23 protein-coding genes and 1 other RNA gene are annotated in these 25,131 nt (G+C 40.0%); 11 read left to right on the top strand and 13 right to left on the bottom strand.

What is annotated here, in order from left to right:
* Positions 1-35: 35 nt before the first annotated feature.
* Positions 36-614: an RNA polymerase sigma factor RpoE gene (gene rpoE, locus L3V77_RS02240; RefSeq protein WP_195702170.1), complete on the bottom strand. Its 579-nt coding sequence runs from the start codon at positions 612-614 to the stop codon at positions 36-38.
* Between the two features lie 409 nt (positions 615-1,023).
* Here rpoE and nadB point away from each other — a divergent pair, with 409 nt between their 5' ends.
* On the top strand, positions 1,024-2,637 hold the full coding sequence (nadB, locus tag L3V77_RS02235; protein WP_275135532.1) for an L-aspartate oxidase: 1,614 nt from the start codon (positions 1,024-1,026) through the stop codon (positions 2,635-2,637).
* A gap of 33 nt (positions 2,638-2,670) precedes the next feature.
* Here nadB and L3V77_RS02230 read toward each other — a convergent pair whose 3' ends face one another.
* Together L3V77_RS02230 and L3V77_RS02225 are read right to left on the bottom strand one after the other, a co-directional pair.
* Positions 2,671-2,994 (bottom strand): hypothetical protein, encoded by a 324-nt coding sequence (locus L3V77_RS02230; RefSeq protein ID WP_275135531.1) that lies wholly within the window; start codon positions 2,992-2,994, stop codon positions 2,671-2,673.
* Positions 2,995-3,061: 67 nt separating this feature from the next.
* Positions 3,062-3,322, bottom strand: a complete 261-nt coding sequence (locus L3V77_RS02225; RefSeq protein ID WP_275135530.1) for a succinate dehydrogenase assembly factor 2 — start codon at positions 3,320-3,322, stop codon at positions 3,062-3,064.
* 176 nt (positions 3,323-3,498) lie between these two features.
* Here L3V77_RS02225 and ygfZ point away from each other — a divergent pair, with 176 nt between their 5' ends.
* Positions 3,499-4,464 (top strand): tRNA-modifying protein YgfZ, encoded by a 966-nt coding sequence (gene ygfZ, locus L3V77_RS02220; protein WP_275135529.1) that lies wholly within the window; start codon positions 3,499-3,501, stop codon positions 4,462-4,464.
* A gap of 762 nt (positions 4,465-5,226) precedes the next feature.
* The gene (locus L3V77_RS02215) at positions 5,227-5,433 is read left to right on the top strand and encodes a DUF1107 domain-containing protein (RefSeq protein WP_195702166.1); all 207 of its coding nucleotides are present in this window, start codon (positions 5,227-5,229) and stop codon (positions 5,431-5,433) included.
* Between the two features lie 125 nt (positions 5,434-5,558).
* Here the strand turns inward: L3V77_RS02215 and L3V77_RS02210 are convergent, their stop codons facing one another.
* The 3 genes from L3V77_RS02210 to L3V77_RS02200 are packed head-to-tail and all read right to left on the bottom strand — an operon-like array spanning position 5,559 to position 8,554.
* The gene (locus L3V77_RS02210; protein WP_275135528.1) at positions 5,559-6,788 is read right to left on the bottom strand and encodes an FAD-dependent 2-octaprenylphenol hydroxylase; all 1,230 of its coding nucleotides are present in this window, start codon (positions 6,786-6,788) and stop codon (positions 5,559-5,561) included.
* A gap of 3 nt (positions 6,789-6,791) precedes the next feature.
* On the bottom strand, positions 6,792-7,967 hold the full coding sequence (gene ubiH, locus L3V77_RS02205) for a 2-octaprenyl-6-methoxyphenyl hydroxylase (RefSeq protein WP_275135527.1): 1,176 nt from the start codon (positions 7,965-7,967) through the stop codon (positions 6,792-6,794).
* Positions 7,968-7,981: 14 nt separating this feature from the next.
* Positions 7,982-8,554, bottom strand: coding sequence for a YecA family protein (locus L3V77_RS02200; RefSeq protein WP_275135526.1), 573 nt, complete (start codon positions 8,552-8,554; stop codon positions 7,982-7,984).
* A 262-nt stretch (positions 8,555-8,816) separates the two neighbouring features.
* Between L3V77_RS02200 and zapA the strand changes: the two genes are divergently transcribed.
* The 5 genes from zapA to serA all read left to right on the top strand — a co-directional run bounded on the left by zapA (position 8,817) and on the right by serA (position 12,137).
* A complete protein-coding gene (gene zapA, locus L3V77_RS02195) occupies positions 8,817-9,113 on the top strand; it encodes a cell division protein ZapA (protein ID WP_275135525.1) in 297 nt (98 codons plus the stop codon).
* 43 nt (positions 9,114-9,156) lie between these two features.
* Positions 9,157-9,342: non-coding RNA, 6S RNA (gene ssrS / locus L3V77_RS02190), on the top strand.
* Between the two features lie 2 nt (positions 9,343-9,344).
* Positions 9,345-9,950 carry a 5-formyltetrahydrofolate cyclo-ligase gene (locus L3V77_RS02185; protein ID WP_275135524.1) on the top strand — a complete coding sequence of 202 codons (606 nt, stop codon included), beginning with the start codon at positions 9,345-9,347 and terminating at the stop codon, positions 9,948-9,950.
* A gap of 80 nt (positions 9,951-10,030) precedes the next feature.
* Positions 10,031-10,687 carry a ribose-5-phosphate isomerase RpiA gene (gene rpiA, locus L3V77_RS02180; RefSeq protein WP_195702160.1) on the top strand — a complete coding sequence of 219 codons (657 nt, stop codon included), beginning with the start codon at positions 10,031-10,033 and terminating at the stop codon, positions 10,685-10,687.
* 220 nt (positions 10,688-10,907) lie between these two features.
* A complete protein-coding gene (serA, locus tag L3V77_RS02175; protein WP_275135523.1) occupies positions 10,908-12,137 on the top strand; it encodes a phosphoglycerate dehydrogenase in 1,230 nt (409 codons plus the stop codon).
* 191 nt (positions 12,138-12,328) lie between these two features.
* Here the strand turns inward: serA and L3V77_RS02170 are convergent, their stop codons facing one another.
* Positions 12,329-13,024, bottom strand: coding sequence for an oxidative stress defense protein (locus L3V77_RS02170; RefSeq protein ID WP_275135522.1), 696 nt, complete (start codon positions 13,022-13,024; stop codon positions 12,329-12,331).
* 76 nt (positions 13,025-13,100) lie between these two features.
* Complete coding sequence (locus L3V77_RS02165; protein WP_275135521.1) at positions 13,101-14,003, bottom strand: LysR family transcriptional regulator ArgP; 903 nt, start codon at positions 14,001-14,003, stop codon at positions 13,101-13,103.
* Between the two features lie 117 nt (positions 14,004-14,120).
* Between L3V77_RS02165 and L3V77_RS02160 the strand changes: the two genes are divergently transcribed.
* Entirely contained in the window at positions 14,121-14,747 is a 627-nt protein-coding gene (locus L3V77_RS02160; protein ID WP_275135520.1) for a LysE family transporter, read from the top strand.
* A 160-nt stretch (positions 14,748-14,907) separates the two neighbouring features.
* Here L3V77_RS02160 and mscS read toward each other — a convergent pair whose 3' ends face one another.
* From mscS to epd, 4 genes are all read right to left on the bottom strand, one after another.
* The gene (mscS, locus tag L3V77_RS02155) at positions 14,908-15,768 is read right to left on the bottom strand and encodes a small-conductance mechanosensitive channel MscS (RefSeq protein ID WP_275135519.1); all 861 of its coding nucleotides are present in this window, start codon (positions 15,766-15,768) and stop codon (positions 14,908-14,910) included.
* 340 nt (positions 15,769-16,108) lie between these two features.
* Positions 16,109-17,185: a class II fructose-bisphosphate aldolase gene (gene fbaA, locus L3V77_RS02150; protein ID WP_275135518.1), complete on the bottom strand. Its 1,077-nt coding sequence runs from the start codon at positions 17,183-17,185 to the stop codon at positions 16,109-16,111.
* Between the two features lie 143 nt (positions 17,186-17,328).
* Positions 17,329-18,492, bottom strand: coding sequence for a phosphoglycerate kinase (locus L3V77_RS02145; RefSeq protein WP_275135517.1), 1,164 nt, complete (start codon positions 18,490-18,492; stop codon positions 17,329-17,331).
* 133 nt (positions 18,493-18,625) lie between these two features.
* Complete coding sequence (gene epd / locus L3V77_RS02140; RefSeq protein ID WP_275135516.1) at positions 18,626-19,654, bottom strand: erythrose-4-phosphate dehydrogenase; 1,029 nt, start codon at positions 19,652-19,654, stop codon at positions 18,626-18,628.
* Positions 19,655-19,799: 145 nt separating this feature from the next.
* Between epd and L3V77_RS02135 the strand changes: the two genes are divergently transcribed.
* Together L3V77_RS02135 and L3V77_RS02130 are read left to right on the top strand one after the other, a co-directional pair.
* Positions 19,800-21,551: a hypothetical protein gene (locus L3V77_RS02135; protein ID WP_275135515.1), complete on the top strand. Its 1,752-nt coding sequence runs from the start codon at positions 19,800-19,802 to the stop codon at positions 21,549-21,551.
* Positions 21,551-22,483, top strand: a complete 933-nt coding sequence (locus L3V77_RS02130) for a glycosyltransferase (protein ID WP_275135514.1) — start codon at positions 21,551-21,553, stop codon at positions 22,481-22,483. Before L3V77_RS02135 ends, L3V77_RS02130 begins: the two co-directional genes overlap by 1 nt.
* A gap of 466 nt (positions 22,484-22,949) precedes the next feature.
* Here the strand turns inward: L3V77_RS02130 and tkt are convergent, their stop codons facing one another.
* Positions 22,950-24,959, bottom strand: coding sequence for a transketolase (gene tkt, locus L3V77_RS02125; protein WP_275135513.1), 2,010 nt, complete (start codon positions 24,957-24,959; stop codon positions 22,950-22,952).
* Positions 24,960-25,131: the final 172 nt, after the last annotated feature.

The following is a 25,131-nucleotide window of genomic DNA, read 5'->3' as shown; positions in this document are numbered from 1 at the left end:
CCATATCAGTATTCTGGAGCTAACCAGAAAAAACATTAACGTCTCAAAAGCGGTTCAATTTTCTTTTCAACCGCTTCTCTTGCACGGAAAATACGCGAACGAACTGTCCCTACAGGACAATCCATTACTGCAGCAATATCTTCATAACTCAAGCCATCCAGCTCTCGTAATGTCATCGCTGTTTTTAAATCTTCAGGCAATGCTTCTATCGCACCAAAAACTACGCGTTTCAATTCATTGGACAACGCTAAGTTCTCAGGGTTCGATATTTCTTTTAGCGCACTGCCCGTTTCGTAATATTCAGCTTCATCAGCATCAACATCGCTTGCAGGAGGTCTTCTTCCTTGCGCAACTATGTGGTTCTTCGCGGTATTGACAGCAATTCTGTAGAGCCAAGTATAAAACGCACTTTCCCCTCTAAAGTTTGGGATAGCGCGATAAGCTTTTATAAAAGCCTCTTGCGCGACATCTTGGACATCACCTGAATTACCAACATACCTAGAGATTAGATTACACACTTTATTTTGGTACTTAATGACCAAAAGATTAAATGCTTGCTTATCTCCATTCTGAACTCGCTCAATGAGTACTTGATCGGTCAACTGCTCGTTCATTCGAGCATATACTCCTATGTTAACGGCCTTATCTTCTCAGATATGAACTTTTATTATTCAATAATGTAGTGTTGACACCACAGTTTACATGAGCACTATTGTGACTCTAGTAAATGAAAGAAGTTCAATGATTATTGAATAATTTATCAAATTATTGAACAGTGTACTGTGTAAACACAAACTAACTGATTATCCGTTGTTCAAATTCGCGCTTTTAAACGCCCAGCATTCCAACTTTACCAGCTTCTTTAATTGGGATAGTGAGGGCGATATTACCGAATTGCAACCGTTCTTCTGTCCTTATTGTGAAAGAAATTTGAAGGCAAAGCCTTTTGGCCACATAATCATTGGCGTAACTCAAGTATTATAAGACTGCGTAGTTTCGTGCTCTAAACGGGAAAAAAGATTTATGGACACAAATCGAGATCATCAATGTGACGTATTAGTTATTGGTAGCGGAGCGGCTGGCCTGACTCTAGCGCTACGTATTGCTAAAAATGCAAAAGTCGTTGTATTAAGTAAGGGGCCTAGAAGTGAAGGGTCGACTTTTTACGCGCAGGGAGGGATTGCTGCTGTATTTGATGAATCCGATAGTATTGAGTCTCACGTAGAAGATACGCTCATAGCAGGAGCCGATCTTTGTGAAAAAGAAACCGTGGAATTTATTGCCAAAAATGGCAAAAAATGCGTTCAATGGCTTATCGATGGCGGTGTGCCATTCGATAGAGAGGACGACTATTCCGAAGAAAAGCCACGCTACCACTTAACACGAGAAGGTGGCCACAGCCATCGTCGCATCTTACATGCGGCTGATGCAACCGGAATGGCGATGCAAACCTCATTACAAGATAATGCGCATAACCACCCCAATATTTCTATTTTTGAAAGATACAACGCACTTGATCTCATCACTGAAGATAAAGTTGGCGGCGACAAGAAAAAAATTATCGGGGCTTACATATGGAACCGTAACGATGAACACGTTGAAACTATTCGAGCCAAATTTGTTGTTTTAGCAACTGGTGGGGCGTCGAAGGTTTATCAGTACACCTCAAATCCTGATGTATCGTCTGGTGATGGTATTGCAATGGCATGGCGCGCAGGGTGTCGAGTTGCGAATATGGAGTTCAACCAATTCCACCCTACTTGTCTATTTCATCCTGAAGCGCGTAATTTTTTACTTACCGAGGCTCTAAGAGGTGAAGGGGCGTACTTGCTTCGCCCTGATGGCTCTCGATTTATGCCTGACTTTGATAAAAGAGAAGAACTCGCTCCTCGTGATGTAGTGGCGAGAGCGATAGATTTCGAAATGAAACGATTGGGGGCGGATTGTATGTATCTAGATATTAGTCACAAACCCGATGAATTTATTGAAAAACACTTCCCAACCATTCATATGCGCCTTCAGGACCTTGGCATTGATATGACTAAGGAACCTATTCCTATTGTACCGGCAGCACACTATACCTGTGGTGGTGTAATGGTGAATCAACAAGGCCAAAGCGATCTAAACCACCTATACGCGATTGGAGAAGTGAGTTACACGGGATTACATGGTGCGAACCGTATGGCATCCAACTCCCTTTTAGAGTGTGTGGTTTATGCGTGGTCTGCTGCAAAGGATATACTGACAAAGCTTGATGATGCCGAACTACCTCCAAAAGTACCGGCTTGGGATGAAAGCCAGGTAAATAATTCGGATGAAGAGGTAGTCATTCAACATAACTGGCACGAGTTAAGACTGTTTATGTGGGATTATATGGGTATTGTCCGTACCGATAAGCGTTTGGAGCGCGCGATGAGACGAATTCAAATGCTTCAGCAAGAAACACATGATTATTATAGCAATTTCAGGGTATCTAATAACCTATTAGAAATGCGTAACCTGCTCCAAGTAGCAGAGTTAATGGTACGCTGTGCAATGAAGCGTAAGGAGAGCCGCGGACTGCATTATACGCTCGACTACCCTGAGCTTATTGAAGGTTCAGGGCCAACGATATTAGTCCCTGGAGAAGAATCTTAATATTAACTGCGAAGCAAAGGGGAGTAATGGTCATCACTCCCCTTTCTTTGCGATGATAGATCGTAACATCACGAGAAAATGACGATAGTCTTTCTCAATACATGCATCACGCCAAATATTAATTTTGGTCCCTTCAAGCGTAGTGATCTGAACCATAATTGGCTTATAGAGAGTAAAAACACTTCTGCACTTACTCCAATGGTTGTTCAACTTCAAATCACCAGACGAATAAATTTCTAACCGCCCAGTATTCGAATAAAAGTCACCAACAAAAATCAACCGAACAAGAAGAACAATCAAATACAAAGAGACCACTGTGGGTAGAGTGGAAAGTAACACAGCCCATATCATCGACATTAAAATACTAATTTGAATGATATGAGCCATTTTTGAAGGGCGTAAGTACAGACTAACTAAACTATTATTAGCGTAGCTTGCTTCTGTTATGCGCAACAATTTTATCAATCATATTGGCTAACTTTTCATCATCACTTCTTCCGTGCTTCATCACCCAATTAAAAAGGTCGGGATCATCGCACTCTAAAAGAGCAACAAAATCATGCTTCTCATCTTCAGAAAGTGAATCAAAGCACTCATCATAAAACGGCATGATGACAACATCGAGTTCTAGCATGCCCCTTCGACATGCCCATTTAATACGTGCTTTATCTTCTCGTTTATACATCTACCTACCTCTGATTAGTCCTTTATACTGAATATTACAGCTACCTAGACATGATAACGCTAATCCAATGGGTATAAACAATAATGAAAGGATAGCTGACAAAAAAATGTAAGCAGATTAACATTATGGCAATAAGATACCTATTCTAAGAATGAAATAGCCAAGGCGATACTACTATGAAATGGCAAAACCGATTCACAAAGCTCGAACTAAATTCAACTGACCATATACCAGAATTAATGGTTACCGACCTTAAATCATGGAATTTCATATCGGTCACGGGAGACGATAAAGAGTCATACCTGCAAGGCCAACTAACTTGTGACCTAGCGACTGTCAGCCCCGAAGAATCGACGCTAGCCGCTCATTGTGACGCGAAAGGCAAAGTGTTTAGTATCTTCCGCTGTTTTCAGCACAAAGATGGTTATGCACTTTTTCATCACTCCTCAACAATTGAAACCTCTTTGAAAGAAATAAAGAAATATTCTGTTTTTTCCAAAGTAGATCTAGATATCAGTTCTGATATTGCTATTGGTCTACTTGGTAGCAATGCGGATAACGTCATTGATAACTTAAGCTCAACTCGTGGCAACGTACGAGCGATAGAAGGTGGAAGTGCCGTTAAAATTGAGAATAATCGATGGCTCCTAGTTTTGAATTTTGACGCAGTCGAAACAATTTTAGATAACTTACACAGTGCATTTTTCGCACAAGAAGATATCTGGGACAAATTTGATATTGAAGAAGGGATACCAAGAATCATAGAGGCGACCCAAAACACTCAAATCCCTCAAGCATTTAATTTACAAGCCATCAATGGTATTAGCTTTAGTAAAGGTTGTTATACAGGCCAAGAAACCGTCGCAAGAGCGAAATATAGAGGGACAAACAAAAGGGCGATGGCGATAGTTAAAGGCCACCTTGAATCAGCATCTGACTTACCACTAGAACTGGAAAGAAGCGTTGGTGAAAACTGGCGCAGTGTAGGGGCATTATTTGCGCATTATAGATATGCAGACGGCATCACTATTGGCTTGATTATTCTTCCGAACAACCTAGATAAAGAAACAACATTAAGACTAACCAATCAACCCAACACTAACTGGCAAATAGAGAGCCTCCCATATACTATTGAAGAGTAATGTAAAAAATCACAGTGAATTTCGAACCGAGAAGGAGGTAACATATCTAATGTTGCCTCACGATTCCCTGAAAAATCGCACTAAATATGCAAAAAACAATAATGAGCAACGAGAACAACATAATCGAAGTAACATTCAATACCCTCAATATAATCTGAATTTCCTGCCCCAACTAACCGATAGTGTTAGAGATTCGCGTTATCAAAATTAAGAATTCCGGTAACAGGGAACAAAAAAATGGAACAAATGTATAATAAGTCGATATTAATCATGCATTTTTATTCCGATTAATGAATATATATATTCATTAATCCATACCTCCTATATCCTCCCTCTCCCTGCTTTTATACTCCGTTAACACCCAAGAGCAGGTAAAGTGAATCCACTGATTGAGTCAGTTGCATCCACTTTGGTGTAATGCATCTATGACTATTCGCCCGCCATTTTTGGCGGTTTTTTTTATCTTTTAGTACCCTTTTCTGTTACAAAAAACAGAAAGTAGTCTATTCTTTTAAAGTACTCATCGTAGTTTGTATAAAATTCCACCAACAGGGTGTTTTGAGTATTTCATCAATTGCTAATTAATGTTTTATTTTGAGGCACACATCACGATCAGGTAGCATAAATGCTTCAAATTTGACTTAATCAGCACAAAAAACCAATTTAATCCACATCGTGACGAGATTCTACCAATTCAATCACAATACGTTCACATACCTCAAGGTATAATCTGCATCGTACGGTATATAACAAGGATAAAATATGAGGCTATTTAAGCGCTATACACCAAGTATGATAGCGAAACATATAAGTCGACTTTTTAAAGGAAGAATATACATCTACGGGATAGGAAGATTTGAATTTGATAACGGTAAATTAATCATTCCTGAAAAAGCAGAAAAGCGTCATTTCCAAACAGTAAAAGAAATAAACCAAGAAATTATGAGGCTGCGATGTGCTTACGCATAATTAGATTCTCAATCTATTCTGACGCATAATTATTTAAAGTACACTGACTATTAAACTAATTACAAAAACTAAAAAGTTTGGCAGATGCCAAACTTTTTAATTTATAGAACAACTTGTTATAAGGTTCAAACTTGCTGCGATATATTTTTTTGTTTTGCTAGATCAGGTAAGTTCCCTTTTAACCCTAAGGCTCGTTTCATTACTTCATCTTTTGCACCAGGTAAGCGACTAGCCAGTGTCATTCCAAGGCCTCGAATTAACTTTTTAGCTGGATTTTCGCCCTCAAACAGATCTTTGAATCCTTGCATGGCCGCAATTACTTTTGCCGCTTCAGCTTTACGCCAACGTTCGTATGTACGTAGGTTACTATGTTTACCTATATCTTCACCTGCATTCCACAAACGAATGACTTCTTGAGCAAGAGAAGCTGCATCCAACAGTCCTAAGTTCACCCCTTGCCCAGCCAGTGGGTGAATAGTGTGTGCAGCATCACCGACCAAGGCGATTCGATCTATAACAAAATCTCTGGCGTATCTCATTTTCAAGGGAAAGACTTGTCTCTCACCAATCAATTTGCACTTACCCAGTCGCATATCAAATTCTACACTTAGATGCTTATTAAATTCGACTTCTGGCATAGTAAGTAATTGCTGGGCCCTATTCGGTTCTGTTGACCACACAATTGAGCTCATATTCATATCAGATAAAGGAAGGAAAGCTAAGGGCCCAAGAGGGGTAAATACCTGTCTTGCGACTTTTTCATGATCTTCAGAAGTCTGGATATTAGCGACTAAGGCGCTGTGTCCATAATCCCAATGCGTCAACGGAATATCAGCCTGTTGTCTAACCCAAGAGTTAGCACCATCAGCACCAACAACCAATTTCGCAGTTAAAGACTCGCCACTATCTAACGTTAACCACACTTCACTTTCACCCTTTACATACGCACTACATTTAGCTGGCATGAAAAGCGACATATTCTCTTGGCTTGCTATTTGATCAAGTAAAGCGAGCTGAATGACCCTATTTTCTACAATATGTCCTAAATTAGGCTGGCCAAGGTGTGTAGAATCAAATTCTATACGCGCAAAACTATCTTGCTCCCAAACTTCCATAGCGCAATAAGGAGCTGTTCTTCGTTGTTCTATGCCAGACCAAGCCCCTACATTTTTTAATATTTGCTCGCTTGCCCGGCTTAAGGCTGAAACTCTAACGTCAGCCAAAATATCTAATGTTTTTTCCGGTTCATAACCTTCTATAACCGCTATTCGCAAATCGGTATCTTTTAGAGCAGCGGCGAGGGTTAATCCGACCATTCCTCCGCCAATTATCGCAATGTCTACACTCTGCATCATAATTTACCTTTTCACCAAACCCATTGTTCTTCGCAACAGAGGCGTTTTTAATAAAGGGATATTGTCCATCGCCATTAATCCAAGGTTTCGCCCTATACGTAAAGACCACCAATCATTAGAGAATATTTGTACCATACCAGTAATTAAAGCTATCGTACGAGAACGATCTTGTTCCCGACATTTCCTGTACCCACTCAATACTGAGTAATCCCCTGCATCTATTTGACCATCAATGTTTTCGACCAGACTTGCAATATCACGAATGCCAAGGTTAAACCCTTGACCTGCCATAGGGTGAAGCAGTTGTGCTGCATTTCCAACAGTAGCAAAGCGATGGGATACTATTTGATCTTTCTGTTTTAAGATCAATGGATAGCTAGCCGTCACTCCAGTTTTAACTATTTTACCTAACCGCCATCCAAAAGCTTGTTGTAACTCTTCTATAAATGCATGATCTGATAGACCTGCCACTTTTTCAGCTTCTGCAGGTTTCAAGCACCACACAACAGACATTCGATTTTTAGACATAGGTAATAATGCGAGTGGACCACTTGGTGTAAAGCGCTCAAATGCTCTTCCATTGTGATGTTCCGATACCTCTACATTGGCAATAACGGCGACCTGTTCAAAATCAAACTCGCTGTTGCAGTGACCTAATATATGACTGCATATTGAATCTGCACCATCTGCAGCAACGAGAAGTTTACATTCAATCTCTTTGCCACTGCTAAGTATAATTTTATTCTTTTGCGCATGTCTTGAAATCCGATCTACAGAGTCAGGGCAAAAGTAGTCGATATTATCTGATTCTGAAATAAGTTCGCTATAGAGAGAACCGACATTAGCCAGTTCTACAACATAACCCAACGCTGGCGTATTATGCTCGTCCTTTGTTATCTCTGTGATTCCCACATGTCCACGGTCAGAAACATGAATGTATTTGATTTCAGTCGTAAGTGGTTTGATTTTAGGCCAAAGCTTAAACCTTTCTAAGATCAACTTAGTACCATACGACAAAGCAATAGACCGTGAGTCAAACCCTGGATGACTTTCTTTGTCCACTGGGTATGGTTCAACAACAGCAATGGAGAGAGCACCTTTCGATACATTGCTAAGAGCCAAAGCCAGAGTAGATCCCGCCATTGCCCCGCCAGCAATTGCAACGTCGTAAGTTTTCATTTCGTGGTATCGCCTTAATGTATCGTTGTATCCACTTTATCTTGAGGCCGCTTTTTACCAAACTCTGCATGGATAGTAAGTACGCACGCTTTTACATGCTCGATAACTTGCTCTAGTAAATCAGCTTGCTCTACTAAATCATCATTTTCATCAATGCCTAACTTACTAATCTCTTCTAAATCAGTAAGGGCTTCTTTTATGTCTTTAGGCGCCTTTCTCAGAGCCACATTGACCAAACCAAGGCCAGAAATAAAATGATTAACCCATTCAGACAAAGCATCTGCCATTTCCATCAAATCAGCATCATCATCAGGAAGTAGCATAAACAGTTCCATATCTGTACCTGTTAGCTCCTCGATACTTAGAGATAACACGGACTCCGCATACTTTAATGCCTTATCCGGCCATCCCATCCCATCATTGGTATAATCAAAAACCAGTGGTTGCCAACTTTTGTCTGAAATAGACAACCCACCACTTAACATTCCAACTAATAACCCGTGTAATTCTGCTGGAGTAACAGAAAGGCTAGATGCCTGAAGTCCAGATGCTATAGTTACATAATCTGGAAGTGTTGTTTTGCTCATGATTGCTCACATTTTTACTAAAGATAACACATTCTAGCATTTCCACTTGTTAGCGAAAACTGAAAGAAAATTTGATTACCTTTTGGTCGTATTGTTGAATTACTGTGTTGTCACTTCGCCATTTTGCTAGTAATAGTGTGAAACACTTGAATCTTCACATGGCATTTTCTATAGTGCTTGTTCGGCTATAGCACAGATATATACCCAAGTGACTTTATAGCGCAGGTGACTTGGGTATATACGTGATAAGAGTTAGTTCACTATGAGTAATCATGCGGTTGAAATTGAAATATTGGGTAAGTTAACTCGAGTTAATTGTCCTCCAGGACAAGAAGAGTCTTTGCGTGAAGCTGCGCAAGATCTTGATAATCGATTAAAAGAAATGACAGAGCGAACTAAAGTGTCCAATACGGAAAAATTGCTCACTATCGCAGCCCTCAATGTTTGCTATGAATTGCAACAAGTGCAGAATAAAAAAGATAACAATCAAGACCAAATTTCAAAACGCATTGAACAGCTCAGTGCTTCATTAGATGAAGCGCTTAATTTACCCAAATAAATTTTACTAGGTAGACTATTTATCTAGGATCGTATTAAACTGTTTTACCCTGGGGTGTTTGTCAGCAGGATTTAAGTCCCTGAGCCGATAAGCAATACCCAAGGGTTAGTACTTGATTACTATTGCGCAAGCTCGACTCGTATCGAGAAGCCTACGGTAACCATTGCTGATCCGCCTTGAACCAGCTGGTTCAAGGGCCATTAATCCTCAACGGCACTCTGGGGTATCCTCATGCAAGACTTACGTTTATCAATACGTAAAGAGATCAGGCAAAAAAGAAATCATATTTCTTCTCTTGATCAAACCATAGCGGCTAATGATGCACTGTCGAAGATAAAACAACTACCGCGACTGCAAGAAGCAGAAAACATCGCCATCTACCTTACTGTTGATGGCGAGCTCGACACGCACCCCACCATCGAATATTTCTGGCAAAAAGGCAAAAACGTTTACCTACCAGTCTTACACCCTTTTGCTAAAGGTCATCTGCTCTTTTTGCGTTACGATGTAGACACGCCAATGATTGAAAACAAATTCAATATAAAAGAACCTAAGCTCGACCAAACCAAACTTATTCCTATCTCTCAACTCGATATCATATTTACGCCACTTGTTGCTTTCGATGTGACTGGGAACCGATTAGGTATGGGGGGAGGGTATTACGATAGAACGTTAGAACAATGGTTTAAAACCGGACGAGGGGCAACTCCAATTGGCATTGCTCACGACTGCCAACAAGTCGACAAGCTACCAAACGAAAATTGGGATGTCCCATTACCTATCATTATTACGCCAAGTAAAGTTTGGCGGTGGTCACGGTCTACATTGGGAAATTAGTCAATTAGTCGCTATAATCCCGCACGCATTATCGAGACTATCATACCCTTACTATTAAATTATACGTTCTGGAGAACATCATGACACAAGATGAAATGAAGAAGGAAGCTGGCTGGGCTGCACTCAAGTATGTTGAAGCAGGAAGCATTGTTGGAGTTGGTACAGGCTCAACAGTTAAACACTTCATTGATGCACTTGGAACTATGAAAGATGACATCAAAGGGGCGGTATCTAGCTCTATAGACTCAACAGAGAAACTGAAGGCACTGGGAATCGAAGTCTTTGATTGTAACGAAATCGATAAGCTCGATGTGTATGTTGATGGTGCAGATGAAATCAACCCCGCAAAAGAGATGATCAAAGGCGGTGGAGCAGCACTGACTCGTGAAAAAATTGTTGCCGCGCTTTCAGACAAATTCATCTGTATCGTCGATGGCAGCAAAGCAGTTGATGTCATGGGCGAGTTCCCCCTACCTGTAGAAGTTATTCCAATGGCTCGTTCATTCATTGGACGCGAGCTAGTTAAATTGGGAGGTGATCCTGCTTATCGCGAAGGCGTGGTAACGGACAACGGAAACATTATCATTGACGTGTATGGCTTAAAAATCATCAACCCCAAACAACTAGAAGATCAAATTAATGCTTTACCTGGCGTTGTTACCGTTGGTCTATTTGCTCATCGCGGTGCTGATGTTGTCATTACTGGTACACCAAATGGGGCAAAAATTGAAGAGTAAATAATAAATTTTCCGTAATTTGACTACAAACGGTGCATTTATGCGCCGTTTTTTATTAATTATTCCGTAATATTCTTACCCTTTTGTCACTTTTTTTGATAATTTAGGAGTCAGAAAATGTACAGCAGCATCGTTTGGCAATTAAGTCAGACAAAGGTTATACATTGATTACTATAATTTGTGCCGACGAAACACCCCCCCATTTTAAGGACGAGAATTAATGGCTAAAGTATCACTGGAAAAAGATAAGATTAAAATTCTGCTGTTAGAAGGTCTACACCCTTCAACTGTAGAGGTTTTAGAGTCTTCTGGTTATACCAATATTGCATACCACAAAGGCTCTTTATCTGATGAAGAATTGCTAGAAGCGGTAAAAGATGTGCATTTTATTGGTATCCGATCCCGAACAAATTTAACAGACGAAGTATTCAAAGCTGCAAAAAAGTTAGTTGCCGTTGGTTGCTTCTGTATTGGGACAAACCAAGTAAATCTGAAGTCCGCAGCAAAACGTGGCATTCCAGTATTCAACGCCCCATTCTCCAATACGCGCAGCGTAGCTGAGTTGGTATTAGGTCAAGTTCTTCTTATGTTAAGAGGCATCCCAGAAAAAAATGCTCTAGCACACCGTGGGATATGGAAAAAATCAGCCGATGCTTCATATGAAGCTCGTGGCAAAAGACTTGGCATCATAGGTTATGGACATATCGGTACCCAACTCGGCATTATTGCTGAGAACTTGGGAATGCGCGTCTATTTTTATGATATCGAAAACAAGTTATCGTTAGGTAACGCGACGCAAGTCCATACCATGAGCGAATTGCTTAATAAATGTGATGTTATTTCACTTCACGTACCTGAAACTGATGGTACAAAAAATATGATGGGTGCTGAAGAGTTCTCACGCATGAAACCTGGTGCCATCTTTATCAACGCCGCTCGCGGAACCGTCGTGGATATACCAGCGCTTTGTGAGGCACTTGAATCGGGTCATCTTGGTGGTGCCGCGATTGATGTATTCCCAACAGAACCAAAAACAAATGCGGATCCGTTTGAATCACCATTGATGAAGTTTGACAATGTCATCTTAACACCTCATGTGGGAGGGTCGACTCAAGAGGCACAAGAGAATATCGGTATTGAAGTAGCGGGCAAACTGGCTAAATACTCTGATAATGGCTCAACGCTTTCTTCAGTGAACTTTCCTGAGGTATCTTTACCAATCCATAAAGAGGCATCTCGATTACTCCATATCCACGAGAACCGTCCAGGTATCCTGACCCAGATAAATACCATCTTTGCTGAGGAAGGTATTAACATTGCGGGTCAGTACCTGCAAACAAACTCTGATATGGGCTATGTGGTTATTGATGTAGAAGCAAGCCGTTCGCAGGAAGCTCTTGTGAAACTGAAAGAGATTGAAGGCACGATTAGAGCTCGCCTACTCCACTAATCGTATAACAACTCGTAAAACAACAAAAAAGGCATCTGAAGATGCCTTTTTTGTTGTTTTGTTATTTCTTGTTCACAACAAGTGAGGTCATATTCTGAATATCAGCCTCGCGTCCTATCAACGTTCTATTTTGCCCATATCTTTTTCTAAACAAGACACTAAATAGCCTCAAAAATGGTAATACTTATTGTTTAATCTGCCAATTTGTATATCACCGATACTCTATCTTTAATGACTAAAGCAGAATCGTCATATCCGGCAGGAGATGACTCGCTTCGGCTATCCATTGTTTTCATCATAATCGGCGGCGCATATGAATTGTTGTACGATATTTTCCAAACACCATCGAGATCCATACCGAACCCTTTCGCCAAAGATTGTGCTTTCTCGTTAGCATCTTTAATGGCCTCGTTTCTGGCTAACTCTTGATATTTTTTGTGTTCGGTTACTTTCAACTTAATAGTGTCTATGCGATTAATGCCATCACCTAACGCCCCATCAATATAGGTATTCAAATGCTCTAACTGCGTCACAACAACTGTCATGCTTCTCGATGCTTGATATCCGACAAGCTCTGATTTTCCTGATTTGGGGTAACTATATTTAGGGGACAGATGAATATTCGTCGCTGAGATGTCATCTCTAGATACGCCGGCATTGGTTAGTCTTGCTATGAAAGCGGTTACTACGTCGTCCACTCTTTTCTTTGCGTCTTCTGCAGTAAGCGTTGACTCTTCCACTCTTACCGTAAACTCAGCCATGTCGGGTTTGACAATCACTTCACCATAACCAGACGTTTCTAGATGAGGAAAGTTCCAGTTTTCAGCCCGAGAAGGTATGCTGTAGAGCGATAAAATAACGACAATTGACGTAAGAATTCTTTTCATTCCAATAACCTTAATTACTATTTGAGGGTGATATGTTAACGACTAAAATTTCATTTACGTCATCACAACGTTAGATTTAATTCTGTTGTGGCAGTTTTTCTTTTGCGTATTGGATAATTGCGTTAGAAAGCTGCTTAAGCACACCACTTTCCAGTTGCCAGTGATGCCAATACAACGGGTTAGAAATACTAAGCTCAGGAACAATGTTAACCAGGCCCCCATCTTTAAGTTCTTCACTAATTTGCAGTTTAGGAATCAATGAATACGCCACGCCTAAGGTGGTCAAATTAACAAACGCTTCTGAGCTTCTTACTGTATGTTTAACCACACTCGTGATCGATAAAGAGAAGTTTTTTTGAATAAATTGTTCATGCATATGGTCGTATTGATTAAATACAACAGCTGGCGCCTTCATTAAGGATTCTCTGGTGACACCGTCAGAAAAATAACGTTGACAGAAGTCTGGGCTTGCCACACATATATACTCTGAAACCCCCAAAAAATCAGCTACGCAACCGGGTATTGAATCGTTTTCTATACATATGGCCCCCACCACTTCACCTGTTCTTAGTTTCTCTAAGGTTCGATTTTCATCATCAACAATGAAGTTAAGCGCTAACTTGGATTCCAAAAGAATCGGAGCAAGGCTCGGCAACAACCAAGTGGCTAAACTGTCTGCATTAGTTGCTATTGACACATCGATGGGTAAATCACTGTCGCTGCTGTTTAGATCCGGTAGGAGATCTTGTTCCAACAGAGAAACCCTACGATAAAGCCCTAACAGTTTTTGACCTACCAGTGTTGCTCTCGGTGGTTGCTCTCTTACCAGAACTGGTTGTGAAGACCACTTCTCCAACTGCTTAATCCTTTGAGAAACGGCCGATTGAGAAATGCACAATTTTTTTGCTGCTTTCTCAAAACTACGATAGTCAACCACGGCATCTAGCGTTTCTATCCATCGGTAATCCAAACCTCTCATAGAGTGTTCCTCAATAATTATTAGTATTACTTATTATATATTAATATTATTAAATTTATTTATATCTTTACATTCATTATGCTGTATTCAATTTCTGAACAACATTAAGGTACAGACGTGAATTTTTGGATTTTATTTCAAGGTTTTGGATTGGGAGCGAGCATGATCATCCCCATTGGTGCGCAGAACGCTTATATTTTAAATCAAGGGATAAAAAAGAATCATCATTTAACCGCCGCGATGTTGTGCAGCTTGATAGATGCATTATTAATCTCACTTGGTGTTTTTGGTGGCGGTGCCATATTGTCTCAAAATGAACTGCTATTAAGCACGGTAACTATTGGTGGCATTGCTTTTCTTACTTTTTACGGTTACCTATCTCTAAAAAGTGCCTTTCAATCTCAGACTGAAAAGCTCGATATCAATACCATTGTCAAAAGTCGACGCAGCGTAATTCTAAGTGTGTTCGCCGTATCTCTACTCAACCCACATGTCTATTTGGATACCGTTGTTGTCCTCGGTTCCATTGGAGGTCAATTTGAAGGGAGTGATAGATTATCTTTCGCTATTGGTACCATGACCGCTTCATTTGTCTGGTTTTTTGCCTTATCAATTGCAGCATCTAAGCTCGCACCAACACTGTCAAAACCCAAAGTAAAAGCAAGTATCGATATAGGTGTCGCTCTAATTATGTTTCTCATTGCGGCCTCTCTTGCCAAAGAACTTATCATTCAACATCTATAACGGGCACAATTCAATCATCGATTTTTTGAATATTGAAAGTCATTCCTTCAAAATACAAAATATAGAATATTCAAGATTCTTTTCTCCCTTCTAAGCTCAATTTTTGTCCAAAAAAAAAGCCCCAATTTAGGGGCCTTTTTACAATGAGAAGGATTGTAACTTAACCCTCTTTGTTTAGATGCACATCCATCTGTGGGAACGGAATCTCAATGCCCTCTTTATCCAAGCCTTCTTTGATAGCTTGAAGGGTATCAAAATAAACAGCCCAGTAATCTGCAGTACTGCACCAAGGGCGAGCAACAAAGTTAACCGATGAATCAGCAAGAGCAACAACACCAACCGTGATTCCCGGCTCTTTTAAAATACGTTCGTCAGCTTCAAGAATTCGAGTAATCACTTCTTTCGTTTTCTGAAGATCTGCAGAATATGATACACCGATAACATGATCAATACGGCGAGTATCATGATGTGAATAGTTAACAATTGCACCACCAATCACACTACCATTTGGAACCACGACCATTTTATTATCCGGTGTGGTTAATACTGTTTGAAATATTTGAATAGATTGAACAGAGCCAGCTACACCACCGATCTCTACATAGTCACCCGATTTAAAAGGACGGAACGCAACAATAAGGACACCCGCGGCAAAATTAGAAAGCGATCCTTGCAAGGCTAAACCAACGGCTAAACCTGCAGCACCAATAACCGCAACCACAGAGGCGGTTTGAACACCAAGGCGACCTAACGCAGCAATCAATACAATGACAAACAAAAGATAACGAACTAAAGCATGGACAAAATCAACAACCGCTTTGTCCAAATTTTTCTTATTTAAAGCCTTAGCGACAGTGTTTGCTATACCTTTTACAATCAAGTTACCAATAAAGAGAATCAGCACAGCAGAGATGATATTTACGCCGTATTGAATCAATAGTTCTGAGTTATCGGTAAACCACGTCTCTGCCATTGAGAGACTATCCGTTACACCTGCAACTACTGTGTCTTCACTCGCCATTTTCCCATCCTTAAAAATTAGTTAAACAATTTCCTTACCGCTATAAGAATTTTATTCTCGTAGCGAAGGCATCATGATTTATATCGCTGTAGTCAGCTCAAAACAAAATTACATAAAATTAATTTATATTACATTAGCATACTGTTGTTTTATCGTTCATAAAGAGACATGTTTCTTGTTAGGTAGACGATAACGCAACCACCAAGAAAAGATCCAGACTCTAAATTAAGAATAACGACAATTTCACTACTAATGTTGTTTATTGTTATGCAGTTGTGAAATTTAAGCACAAAAAAACCGCTCAATCGAGCGGTTTTTACTATTTAACGATTTAAACGAATTATAGTACGTCTAAAGCATTAAGGTCAGAGAACGCTTTTTCAAGGCGCGTAACCATAGAAACTTGAGCAGCACGTAACCATACGCGTGGATCGTAATGTTTCTTGTTAGGTGCTGACTCACCAGTTGGGTTACCGATTTGACCTTGCAAGAATTCGCGGTTAGCCGCTTCGTATTGACGGATACCATCCCAACATGCCCATTGAGTATCAGTATCGATGTTCATTTTAATAACACCATAACCGATAGACTCTTGAATCTCTTCTTCAGAAGAGCCAGAACCACCGTGGAATACGAAGTTAAGTGCATTTGGTGCAAGACCAAATTTCTCAGTACAGTAGGCTTGAGAGTCACGTAAAATAGTTGGAGTAAGTACAACGTTACCAGCTTGGTAAACACCGTGTACGTTACCGAAAGATGCAGCGATTGTGAAGTTAGGGCTGATAGCGTTCAACTTCTCATATGAATATGCAACATCTTCAGGAGAAGTGTAAAGCTCAGACGCGTCCATATCAGAGTTATCTACGCCATCTTCTTCACCACCAGTACAACCCAGTTCAATCTCTAGAGTCATACCCATTTTCGCCATACGAGCAAGATATTGACCACAAATTTCAATGTTTTCTTCAAGAGGCTCTTCAGAAAGATCGATCATGTGAGAAGAGAATAAAGGCTTACCCGTTTGAGCGAAGAACTCTTCACCTGCATCTAGCATTCCGTCAATCCAAGGAAGAAGTTTCTTAGCTGCGTGGTCAGTATGCAGAATAACTGGTACACCGTAAGTGGCGGCAACAGCATGTACATATTTAGCACCAGCTACAGCGCCTAGAACCGCAGCGCCTTGACCTTCTAGCTTAACACCTTTACCAGCGAAGAATGCAGCACCGCCATTAGAGAACTGAACGATAACAGGAGCTTTAGCTTTAGCTGCTGCTTCTAATACTGCGTTTACAGAATCAGTACCAATGCAGTTAACTGCTGGAAGTGCAAAGTTGTTTTCTTTTGCAACTTCAAATACTTTTTGTACGTCTGCTCCAGAGATAACACCTGGTTTTACGAAATCGAAGATCTTAGACATGGAATGAGTCCTATTTTCTGTCGTTTTAAATTAAATTCTTAAAAGTTTGCAATCGTTTGCTCATAACGCGCAGGCATTCTAACAATAAATAGCCAGCATCAGCAAACACAAAGGCGAGAGTATATTCCCGCCTTCATAAATCATTATGCTTTAGCACGTTCTTCTAGCATTGCTACAGCAGGAAGTACTTTGCCTTCAACAAACTCAAGGAATGCACCGCCACCTGTTGAGATGTAAGAAACATCTGCTTTAATACCGAATTTGTCGATAGCAGCAAGGGTATCACCACCACCAGCGACAGAGAAACCTTCTGAATCAGCAATGGCTTTAGAGATGCCAGCGGTGCCAGCTTCAAAGTTCTTGAATTCAAATACGCCAACAGGACCATTCCAAAGAATGGTTTTAGCGTTGCTGATAATGTCAGCAAGAACCGCGGTAGAATCTGGGCCAAGGTCAAAAATCATGTCGTCATCTTGAACCTCAGAAACATGCTTAATTACCGCCTCCGCATTTTCATCAAATGCTTTTGCACAAGCAACATCAGTTGCTACAGGGATTGCACATTCTTTCATCAATATCTTAGCGGTTTCAACTAGATCTGCCTCGTATAAAGACTTGCCTACATTATGACCTTCAGCTGCGATAAATGTATTCGCAATACCACCACCAACAACAAGCTGGTCCGCAATTTTAGAGAGTGACTTAAGAACGGTTAGTTTAGTTGAAACCTTAGAACCACCAACGATAGCAACAAGAGGACGCGCTGGATTGTCCATCGCTTTGCCTAATGCTTCAAGTTCTGCAGCAAGAAGAGGACCTGCACAAGCAATTGGTGCGTTGGTTCCAACACCGTGAGTTGAAGCTTGAGCTCGGTGAGCAGTACCAAACGCATCCATTACAAATACATCACAAAGCGCCGCATACTTCTTAGAAAGCTCTTCTTCGTTCTTCTTCTCGCCTTTATTAAAGCGAACGTTTTCAAGAACAACAAGCTCACCCGTGTTTAGTTCAAGACCGTTTAAGTAGTCTTTTGCAAGTTTTACTTCACAATCAAGTGCATCATTTAAATAGTTAACTACTGGTGCTAGAGAGAACTCTTCAGCATATTCGCCTTCTGTAGGACGACCTAAGTGTGAAGTAACCATTACTTTGGCGCCTGCTTCTAGGCACATCTTGATAGTAGGGAGTGATGCTAGAATACGTGCATCAGAAGTTACTTTACCGTTTTTTACTGGCACGTTTAGATCAGCACGAATAAATACACGTTTACCTGCTAGATCCAGGTCAGTCATCTTGATTACAGACATTGTTTGTCCTCTCGATTTATAAATTTAAGAAAGTTTGTTTAGCTCGGCATATACCAAGCATAGAAATTCTTTAACTGCTATGTCATGTGGGGGTAGATTCCATTTATTTCAATGGGCAAATAAATTATTTAAGCTACTTTTTACACGACAGCATTGCAATAGTAGTGTCTAGCATTCTATTGGCGAAACCCCATTCATTATCACACCAAACTAGCATTTTCACTAGACGACCATCACTCACTCTAGTTTGCGAACCATCCACGATTGCACTGTGTGAATCGTGATTGAAGTCGATCGAAACTAAAGGCTTCTCAGTATAGTCAACAATGTGACGTAATGTACACTGAGATGCCTCTATGATGGTTTGATTTACGTCATTAACTTTCACTTTTGTGTTGATTGTGACGCTTAAATCCATTGCTGTCACATTTACAGTCGGTACTCGTACCGAAATTGCTTCAAATTTGTTGGAAAATTTCGGAAATATTCTTTCGATTCCTTTATGAAGTTTCGTATCAACAGGAATAATTGATTGGCTAGCAGAGCGAGACCTTCTCAGATCCGGATGATAAGCATCAATAACTTGTTGATCATTCATCGATGAATGAATTGTGGTGATGGTGCCAGAATCGATTCCAAATGCCTCATCTAATACTTTGATTATCGGTACGATACAGTTAGTTGTACAGGATCCATTTGACACAATATTATGCTTATCCAGAAGTGTTTCATGGTTAACACCATAGATGATGGTATTGTCTAGATCGTTTGCTCCTGGATGAGAAAATAGTACCTTTTTTGAGCCTGCAGCAATATGTTTGAGCCCATCGTCTCTATTTCCATATACACCCGTGCAGTCTAAAACAATATCGACTTGCAGATCTCTCCACGGCAGTAACTCAATATCCGCTAAATGAAGAATTCTAACCGAATCGAACTCACCATTTTGATGATGGATAAAAAGGTGTTCTTGGTCGTTAGATACTTTTTTCCCAAAACGTCCATGACTAGTATCGTATTGAAGCAGATGTGCCATCGCATCCGGTTGTGCCAACTCATTTACTGCAACAACTTGAATCTGGTTATTTTTACCACTTTCATAAAGCGCACGCAGCACATTACGACCTATCCGGCCGAAGCCATTAATTGCTATTCTTAGCATCACGATGCTCCACAAAACTTAAACCAAACGATAATACAGGAAATCACCTTCGACATTAGGATAATATTATTGTAAAAGATAATCATGTATTGCTATTTTATATAGGAATTTTCCGCCCATTAACTCTAAGACAGAGAACACTTCCATGCTATCAAAGCTGACACATGTTAATAGGCAGACTTATGCGCCCATAATTTGGTCTATTACTCTAGTTTGGCTGGTGATTTCAGTCGCTTCTATCTATTCTAGTTGGCCTAACATTAGTACGTTAGAACTCTTAGACAATGACGACTACATGAGGTACTTCCAATTCACTCATTGGATTGAAACTAAGATTTGGGACATAGGTGCGATTGATCAATTCAATCCCGAAGACGGTAAGCTTATCCACTGGTCACGCGTACCAGATTTATTACCCGCCAGTATTACATTACTATTCTCATTTTTTTTTAACTTAGAATTTTCGAGTCATATTGCTATATCGATTACCCCCTTAATATATCTCTGGATAACCTTGGTTTCTTTAGGGATGTTCTGTATCAGAGTTGCAAAAAAAGAGTATGCGATATTTACCATAGTTTTTTTTGTCACCGCTTATCCTATGATTAAATTTATCCCAGGCTCCATCGATCATCATAATATTCAAATCACCCTCGCTTCCATTTTCATGCTTCTATTTCCATTCAAGAAAAGTGACGCAAAAGTCAACAGGCTCGCTTTTATACAAGGCATTATCATTGCTTTGTCCTTTTGGATTGGATTAGAAAATATCATTTATTATTTTGTTTTAATGACATTACTCGTAATACGTGGGTATTTAGAAAGTGTACGCTACCTTTATTATGCAAGAATAGTCTGCGTTGCGAGCACAATTTTTACAACGATTTTCTTGATCATTCACCGGCCATTCAATGATGTACTTACATCTTATGTCGACAGCATATCTTGGATGTATGTATTTTGTATTTTCGTATCTTATGTATTTTGTGAATTATCCATCAAGGTCTATGGTGCAAAATTTCGATGGACGAAATTCACAATACTTACAATCATAGCGACTATGTCTATCCTTATTTTTACACCGGAAGTTGTTCTAGGGGTATACTATGGCTATCCAGAACTACTGGTACAATTTTGGCTATCTCACGTAGGTGAAGCTCGATCTATTCTTGACTACATGATAACCGGAGAATTTTCTGGCCAAGTGTCTATTTTGTTTTTTTTCCTACCCGCTTTTCTTTCTATTTTTTATATCAAAGAAAATATTCAGTTAAAATTACTTTATATCCTATTTATTGCATTGCTTTTTGTTCCTATTTTTTGGCAAATAAGAACCATTACTTTGGTTTTCTTAGCATCAACCCCTCTTCAAGCAGTTTTTGCAATTAATTTAATGAAGACAACATCACACTTCATAATAAAATTGACAATAGCCATACTTTGCATTCCGATAGTTTTCCCGTTAATAATTGGATATTCTCATTCCATTTACTTTGAAGAAAATAATAACGATAGATTAAAAATGACGGAAATAACTAATCTACTAGATAAAAATGCCATTATTGAAAGCAAAATTCTTGCACCAATTGACTATGGTGCGGTAATTATCGCAAAAACAACCAATTCAATTATTTCAGCACCCTATCATCGAAACATCGTTGGAAATTCATTGATGATTAATATTTTCACAACTGACAATGAAAAAAATGCATATGACTTAATAAAATCAAACCATATAAAATATGTGATCATTGGCAATGAACCTTCTACTGAAGTATTATTGAAGAACAGTGATAAAAACAGTTTAATCAATCAATTATATACAAAAACCTTCCCTACTTGGATCAAATTGATCGACACAAGTAAAAATAACATCTTATTATATGAGGTTTTATAATGATAAGTAACAATAAACTATCTTCATTAGATATCGCAATATTACTACCTTGCTTTAACGAGGAAGGAGCTATAGGTGATACAATTAGTTCTTTTTACTCCGTATTACCAGAGTGTACTATTTATGTATACGATAATAACTCAACTGACAATACAGTATCAGAAGCTATTTCAGCAGGAGCGATCGTAAAAAAAGAACCAAAACAAGGGAAAGGTGAAGTGGTAAGGAGAATGTTTTCTGATATTGAAGCAGATATCTATATCATGTCTGATGGTGATAATACTTATGATCCTTCATTTATCCCTCAATTACTGAATATATTTATTACTGAAGATATAGACATGGTTATTGGAGCTCGATCTACAGAATCTCACTCTTATCCAAAAGGGCATATATTAGGTAATAAAGCATTCTCACTATTGATTAATTATTTCTTTAAAGCTAATTTAAAAGACGTTTTTTCTGGATATAGAATTATGAGGCGCAGGTTCGTAAAGACTCTCCCTGTATTCAGTGATGGTTTTCAAATCGAAACTGAACTGACCGTCCATGCTCTTCATCACAAATTTCCAATAAAGGAATTACCAACAAATTACAATTCAAGACCACTAGGTACAAAAAGTAAATTAAAAACATTTTCTGATGGATGGAAAATACTAAAATTTATTTTCTTCCTAATTAGAGACATCAAACCTCTGTTGTTTTTTGGTTCTATATCAATATTACTGTCATTTATTTCAATATTTATTGGTGTACCAGTAATCAATGAATTCTTACACACCGGTCTCGTACCAAGGTTTCCGACTGCCATACTGTCAAGTAGTATTGCCGTCATTTCTATCGTTTCCTTATTTTCTGGAGTCATATTGGAAAATGTAAGTAGAGGGAGGAGAGAAAATATAACTTTATCTTATCTAAGATATAAAAAATAACCTCATTTACTTTATATCAATTTACCACAAGATATAATCCAATCATAACTATACCGATGCCGAAAAATTCTCGCAATGTCGGTTGTTCGCTTAATAATAACATACTTAACATATATGTTATTATTAGTGTCAGAATAGTAAATGGATATACTCTAGTTAAGCTTTCACTAGATAATACATAAATCCATATTATAGCACTTAACACATATAGAGATAATCCAGATACAATTGAAATATTAACAAAATCAAACAATTTATTGCTACCATGCGCTCCATTTTTTAATAAAACCTGCCCAAACGCAGACAATAAACTCCCTATCACCAAATAAACTACATGGATACCTTGCAAAGTATCATCCTCATTTAATTTAAGCTGCGAAATCTTCTCAGATTTTTATGTGATGAATTTAAGAGCACTTTTAGATAAAGAAGCCAAGTTAATCATTAACTTGGCTTCTTTATTACGTTACGCTAGCACTTCATTCGCGGCTTTAACCACGTTCTCGACTGTAAAGCCGAACATCTTGAAGAGTTCACCCGCTGGAGCAGACTCACCAAAGGTGGTCATTCCGATAATACGACCGTCAAAACCAACGTACTTGTACCAGAAATCAGCAATACCTGCTTCAACAGCAACACGTGCTCTTACGTCAGCAGGAAGAACAGCTTCACGATAAGCGGCGTCTTGCTTATCAAACACATCCGTTGCAGGCATAGAGACAACGCGTACTTTTTTGCCTTCTGTTGTCAGTTGCGCGGCAGCTGCAACAACAAGTTCAATCTCTGAGCCAGTGGCAATAAGGATAAGCTCTGGCTTACCGTCACAATCTTTCAGTATGTAGCCACCCTTAGCAATGTTAGCCACCTGAGACGCGTCGCGCTCTTGCTGTGCTAGGTTTTGGCGAGAGAAGATAAGCGATGTTGGGCCATCTTTACGCTCAATAGCGAATTTCCAAGCCACGGCGGATTCAACTTGGTCACATGGGCGCCATGTGCTCATGTTTGGTGTCAAACGTAGAGAAGAAACCTGCTCAACCGGTTGGTGCGTTGGGCCATCTTCACCCAAACCAATGGAGTCATGCGTGTAAACCTGGATATTCTGCACTTTCATCAATGCAGCCATGCGTAGGGCATTACGTGCGTATTCCATAAACATCAGGAAGGTCGCACCGTAAGGAACAAAACCACCGTGAAGGGCTAAGCCATTCATGATAGCCGTCATACCAAATTCACGCACACCGTAATGGATGTAGTTACCTGATGCATCTTCCGGTGTGATTGACTTAGAGCCAGACCACATGGTGAGGTTTGAAGGCGCAAGGTCAGCCGAGCCACCCATAAATTCAGGTAGCATTTCACCAAACGCTTCTAATGCATTTTGAGACGCTTTACGTGAAGCGATGTTCGCCGGATTGGCTTGAAGGTCGGCGATAATTTGAGACGTTTTTGCTTCCCATTCTGCTGGTAGCTCACCGTTTACGCGGCGTTTGAATTCTGCTGCAAGCTCTGGATATGCTGCTTCATAAGCTGCAAATTTCTCGTTCCACGTTGCTTCCTTAGCTGCGCCTGCTTCTTTTGCAGACCATTGCGCATAGATTTCCGATGGAATCTCAAAAGGACCGTGCTCCCAGCCTAACGCTTTACGTGTTGCAACAATTTCGTCTGCGCCTAGTGGTGCGCCATGACAGTCGTGAGTACCTGATTTGTTTGGAGAACCAAAACCAATCACCGTTTTAGTACAGATAAGGGTTGGTTTACCCGTTTCCGCTTTCGCCGCTTCAATCGCCGCATTGATAGCCGTTGCATCGTGACCATCTACCGCAGGGATAACATGCCAGCCGTACGCTTCAAAACGCTTCGGTGTGTCGTCTGTAAACCAACCGTCTACTTCGCCATCGATTGAGATGCCATTGTCATCCCAAAATGCGACAAGCTTACCAAGCCCTAAAGTCCCCGCAAGAGAACACGCCTCGTGAGAGATACCTTCCATCAAACAACCATCACCCATAAACACATAGGTGTTGTGGTCAACAACGTCGTGACCTTCTTGGTTAAACTGAGCGGCCAATGCTTTTTCAGCCAATGCCATACCTACAGCGTTAGTGATACCTTGACCAAGAGGACCAGTCGTGGTTTCAATGCCTGGTGCATAGCCATATTCTGGGTGACCTGGTGTTTTCGAGTGTAGCTGACGGAAGTTTTTCAAATCGTCAATAGAAAGCTCGTAACCAGAAAGGTGAAGCAGAGAGTAAATCAGCATTGAGCCGTGGCCGTTAGACAGTATAAAACGATCTCGGTCAGCCCACTCTGGGTTTTGTGGGTTATGGTTTAGGTGACCACGCCAAAGTACTTCGGCGATATCAGCCATACCCATAGGTGCGCCAGGGTGACCTGAGTTGGCTTTTTGAACACCGTCCATGCTAAGGGCACGGATTGCATTTGCTAGCTCTTGCTGAGAAGGTAGTTGAGAAGGCATGTCTGCTCCTGAGTAGATACACGAATTCATTGATTAAGGTGAACGCTAGTTAACCTAAACACAGTTAATTAATAGCGGCGCTATATTCTCTCAGAGCGAAATTAGGACTGCAATCGATTTCCTCGCCAATTATTAACGAATATCTAACACTTTTTGATGAAAATCATCTCAT

Source organism: Vibrio sp. DW001 (genome assembly GCF_029016285.1).
GTDB lineage: Bacteria > Pseudomonadota > Gammaproteobacteria > Enterobacterales > Vibrionaceae > Vibrio.
Note: the sequence above shows the minus strand (reverse complement) of the source record. Positions and strands in the feature narration are given on the sequence as shown.

Coding starts and splice junctions, on each gene's coding strand:
- L3V77_RS02200 (WP_275135526.1), bottom strand. CDS start 8,554: ATGAGCAAAACAACACTTCCAGATTATGTAACTATAGCATCTGGACTT.
- tkt (WP_275135513.1), bottom strand. CDS start 24,959: ATGCCTTCTCAACTACCTTCTCAGCAAGAGCTAGCAAATGCAATCCGT.
- L3V77_RS02225 (WP_275135530.1), bottom strand. CDS start 3,322: ATGTATAAACGAGAAGATAAAGCACGTATTAAATGGGCATGTCGAAGG.
- ygfZ (WP_275135529.1), top strand. CDS start 3,499: ATGAAATGGCAAAACCGATTCACAAAGCTCGAACTAAATTCAACTGAC.
- nadB (WP_275135532.1), top strand. CDS start 1,024: ATGGACACAAATCGAGATCATCAATGTGACGTATTAGTTATTGGTAGC.
- L3V77_RS02210 (WP_275135528.1), bottom strand. CDS start 6,788: ATGATGCAGAGTGTAGACATTGCGATAATTGGCGGAGGAATGGTCGGA.
- rpoE (WP_195702170.1), bottom strand. CDS start 614: ATGAACGAGCAGTTGACCGATCAAGTACTCATTGAGCGAGTTCAGAAT.
- L3V77_RS02230 (WP_275135531.1), bottom strand. CDS start 2,994: ATGTCGATGATATGGGCTGTGTTACTTTCCACTCTACCCACAGTGGTC.
- L3V77_RS02215 (WP_195702166.1), top strand. CDS start 5,227: ATGAGGCTATTTAAGCGCTATACACCAAGTATGATAGCGAAACATATA.
- L3V77_RS02170 (WP_275135522.1), bottom strand. CDS start 13,024: ATGAAAAGAATTCTTACGTCAATTGTCGTTATTTTATCGCTCTACAGC.
- L3V77_RS02185 (WP_275135524.1), top strand. CDS start 9,345: ATGCAAGACTTACGTTTATCAATACGTAAAGAGATCAGGCAAAAAAGA.
- rpiA (WP_195702160.1), top strand. CDS start 10,031: ATGACACAAGATGAAATGAAGAAGGAAGCTGGCTGGGCTGCACTCAAG.
- mscS (WP_275135519.1), bottom strand. CDS start 15,768: ATGGCGAGTGAAGACACAGTAGTTGCAGGTGTAACGGATAGTCTCTCA.
- serA (WP_275135523.1), top strand. CDS start 10,908: ATGGCTAAAGTATCACTGGAAAAAGATAAGATTAAAATTCTGCTGTTA.
- ubiH (WP_275135527.1), bottom strand. CDS start 7,967: ATGAAAACTTACGACGTTGCAATTGCTGGCGGGGCAATGGCGGGATCT.
- L3V77_RS02135 (WP_275135515.1), top strand. CDS start 19,800: ATGCTATCAAAGCTGACACATGTTAATAGGCAGACTTATGCGCCCATA.
- fbaA (WP_275135518.1), bottom strand. CDS start 17,185: ATGTCTAAGATCTTCGATTTCGTAAAACCAGGTGTTATCTCTGGAGCA.
- epd (WP_275135516.1), bottom strand. CDS start 19,654: ATGCTAAGAATAGCAATTAATGGCTTCGGCCGGATAGGTCGTAATGTG.
- L3V77_RS02130 (WP_275135514.1), top strand. CDS start 21,551: ATGATAAGTAACAATAAACTATCTTCATTAGATATCGCAATATTACTA.
- zapA (WP_275135525.1), top strand. CDS start 8,817: ATGAGTAATCATGCGGTTGAAATTGAAATATTGGGTAAGTTAACTCGA.
- L3V77_RS02165 (WP_275135521.1), bottom strand. CDS start 14,003: ATGAGAGGTTTGGATTACCGATGGATAGAAACGCTAGATGCCGTGGTT.
- L3V77_RS02145 (WP_275135517.1), bottom strand. CDS start 18,492: ATGTCTGTAATCAAGATGACTGACCTGGATCTAGCAGGTAAACGTGTA.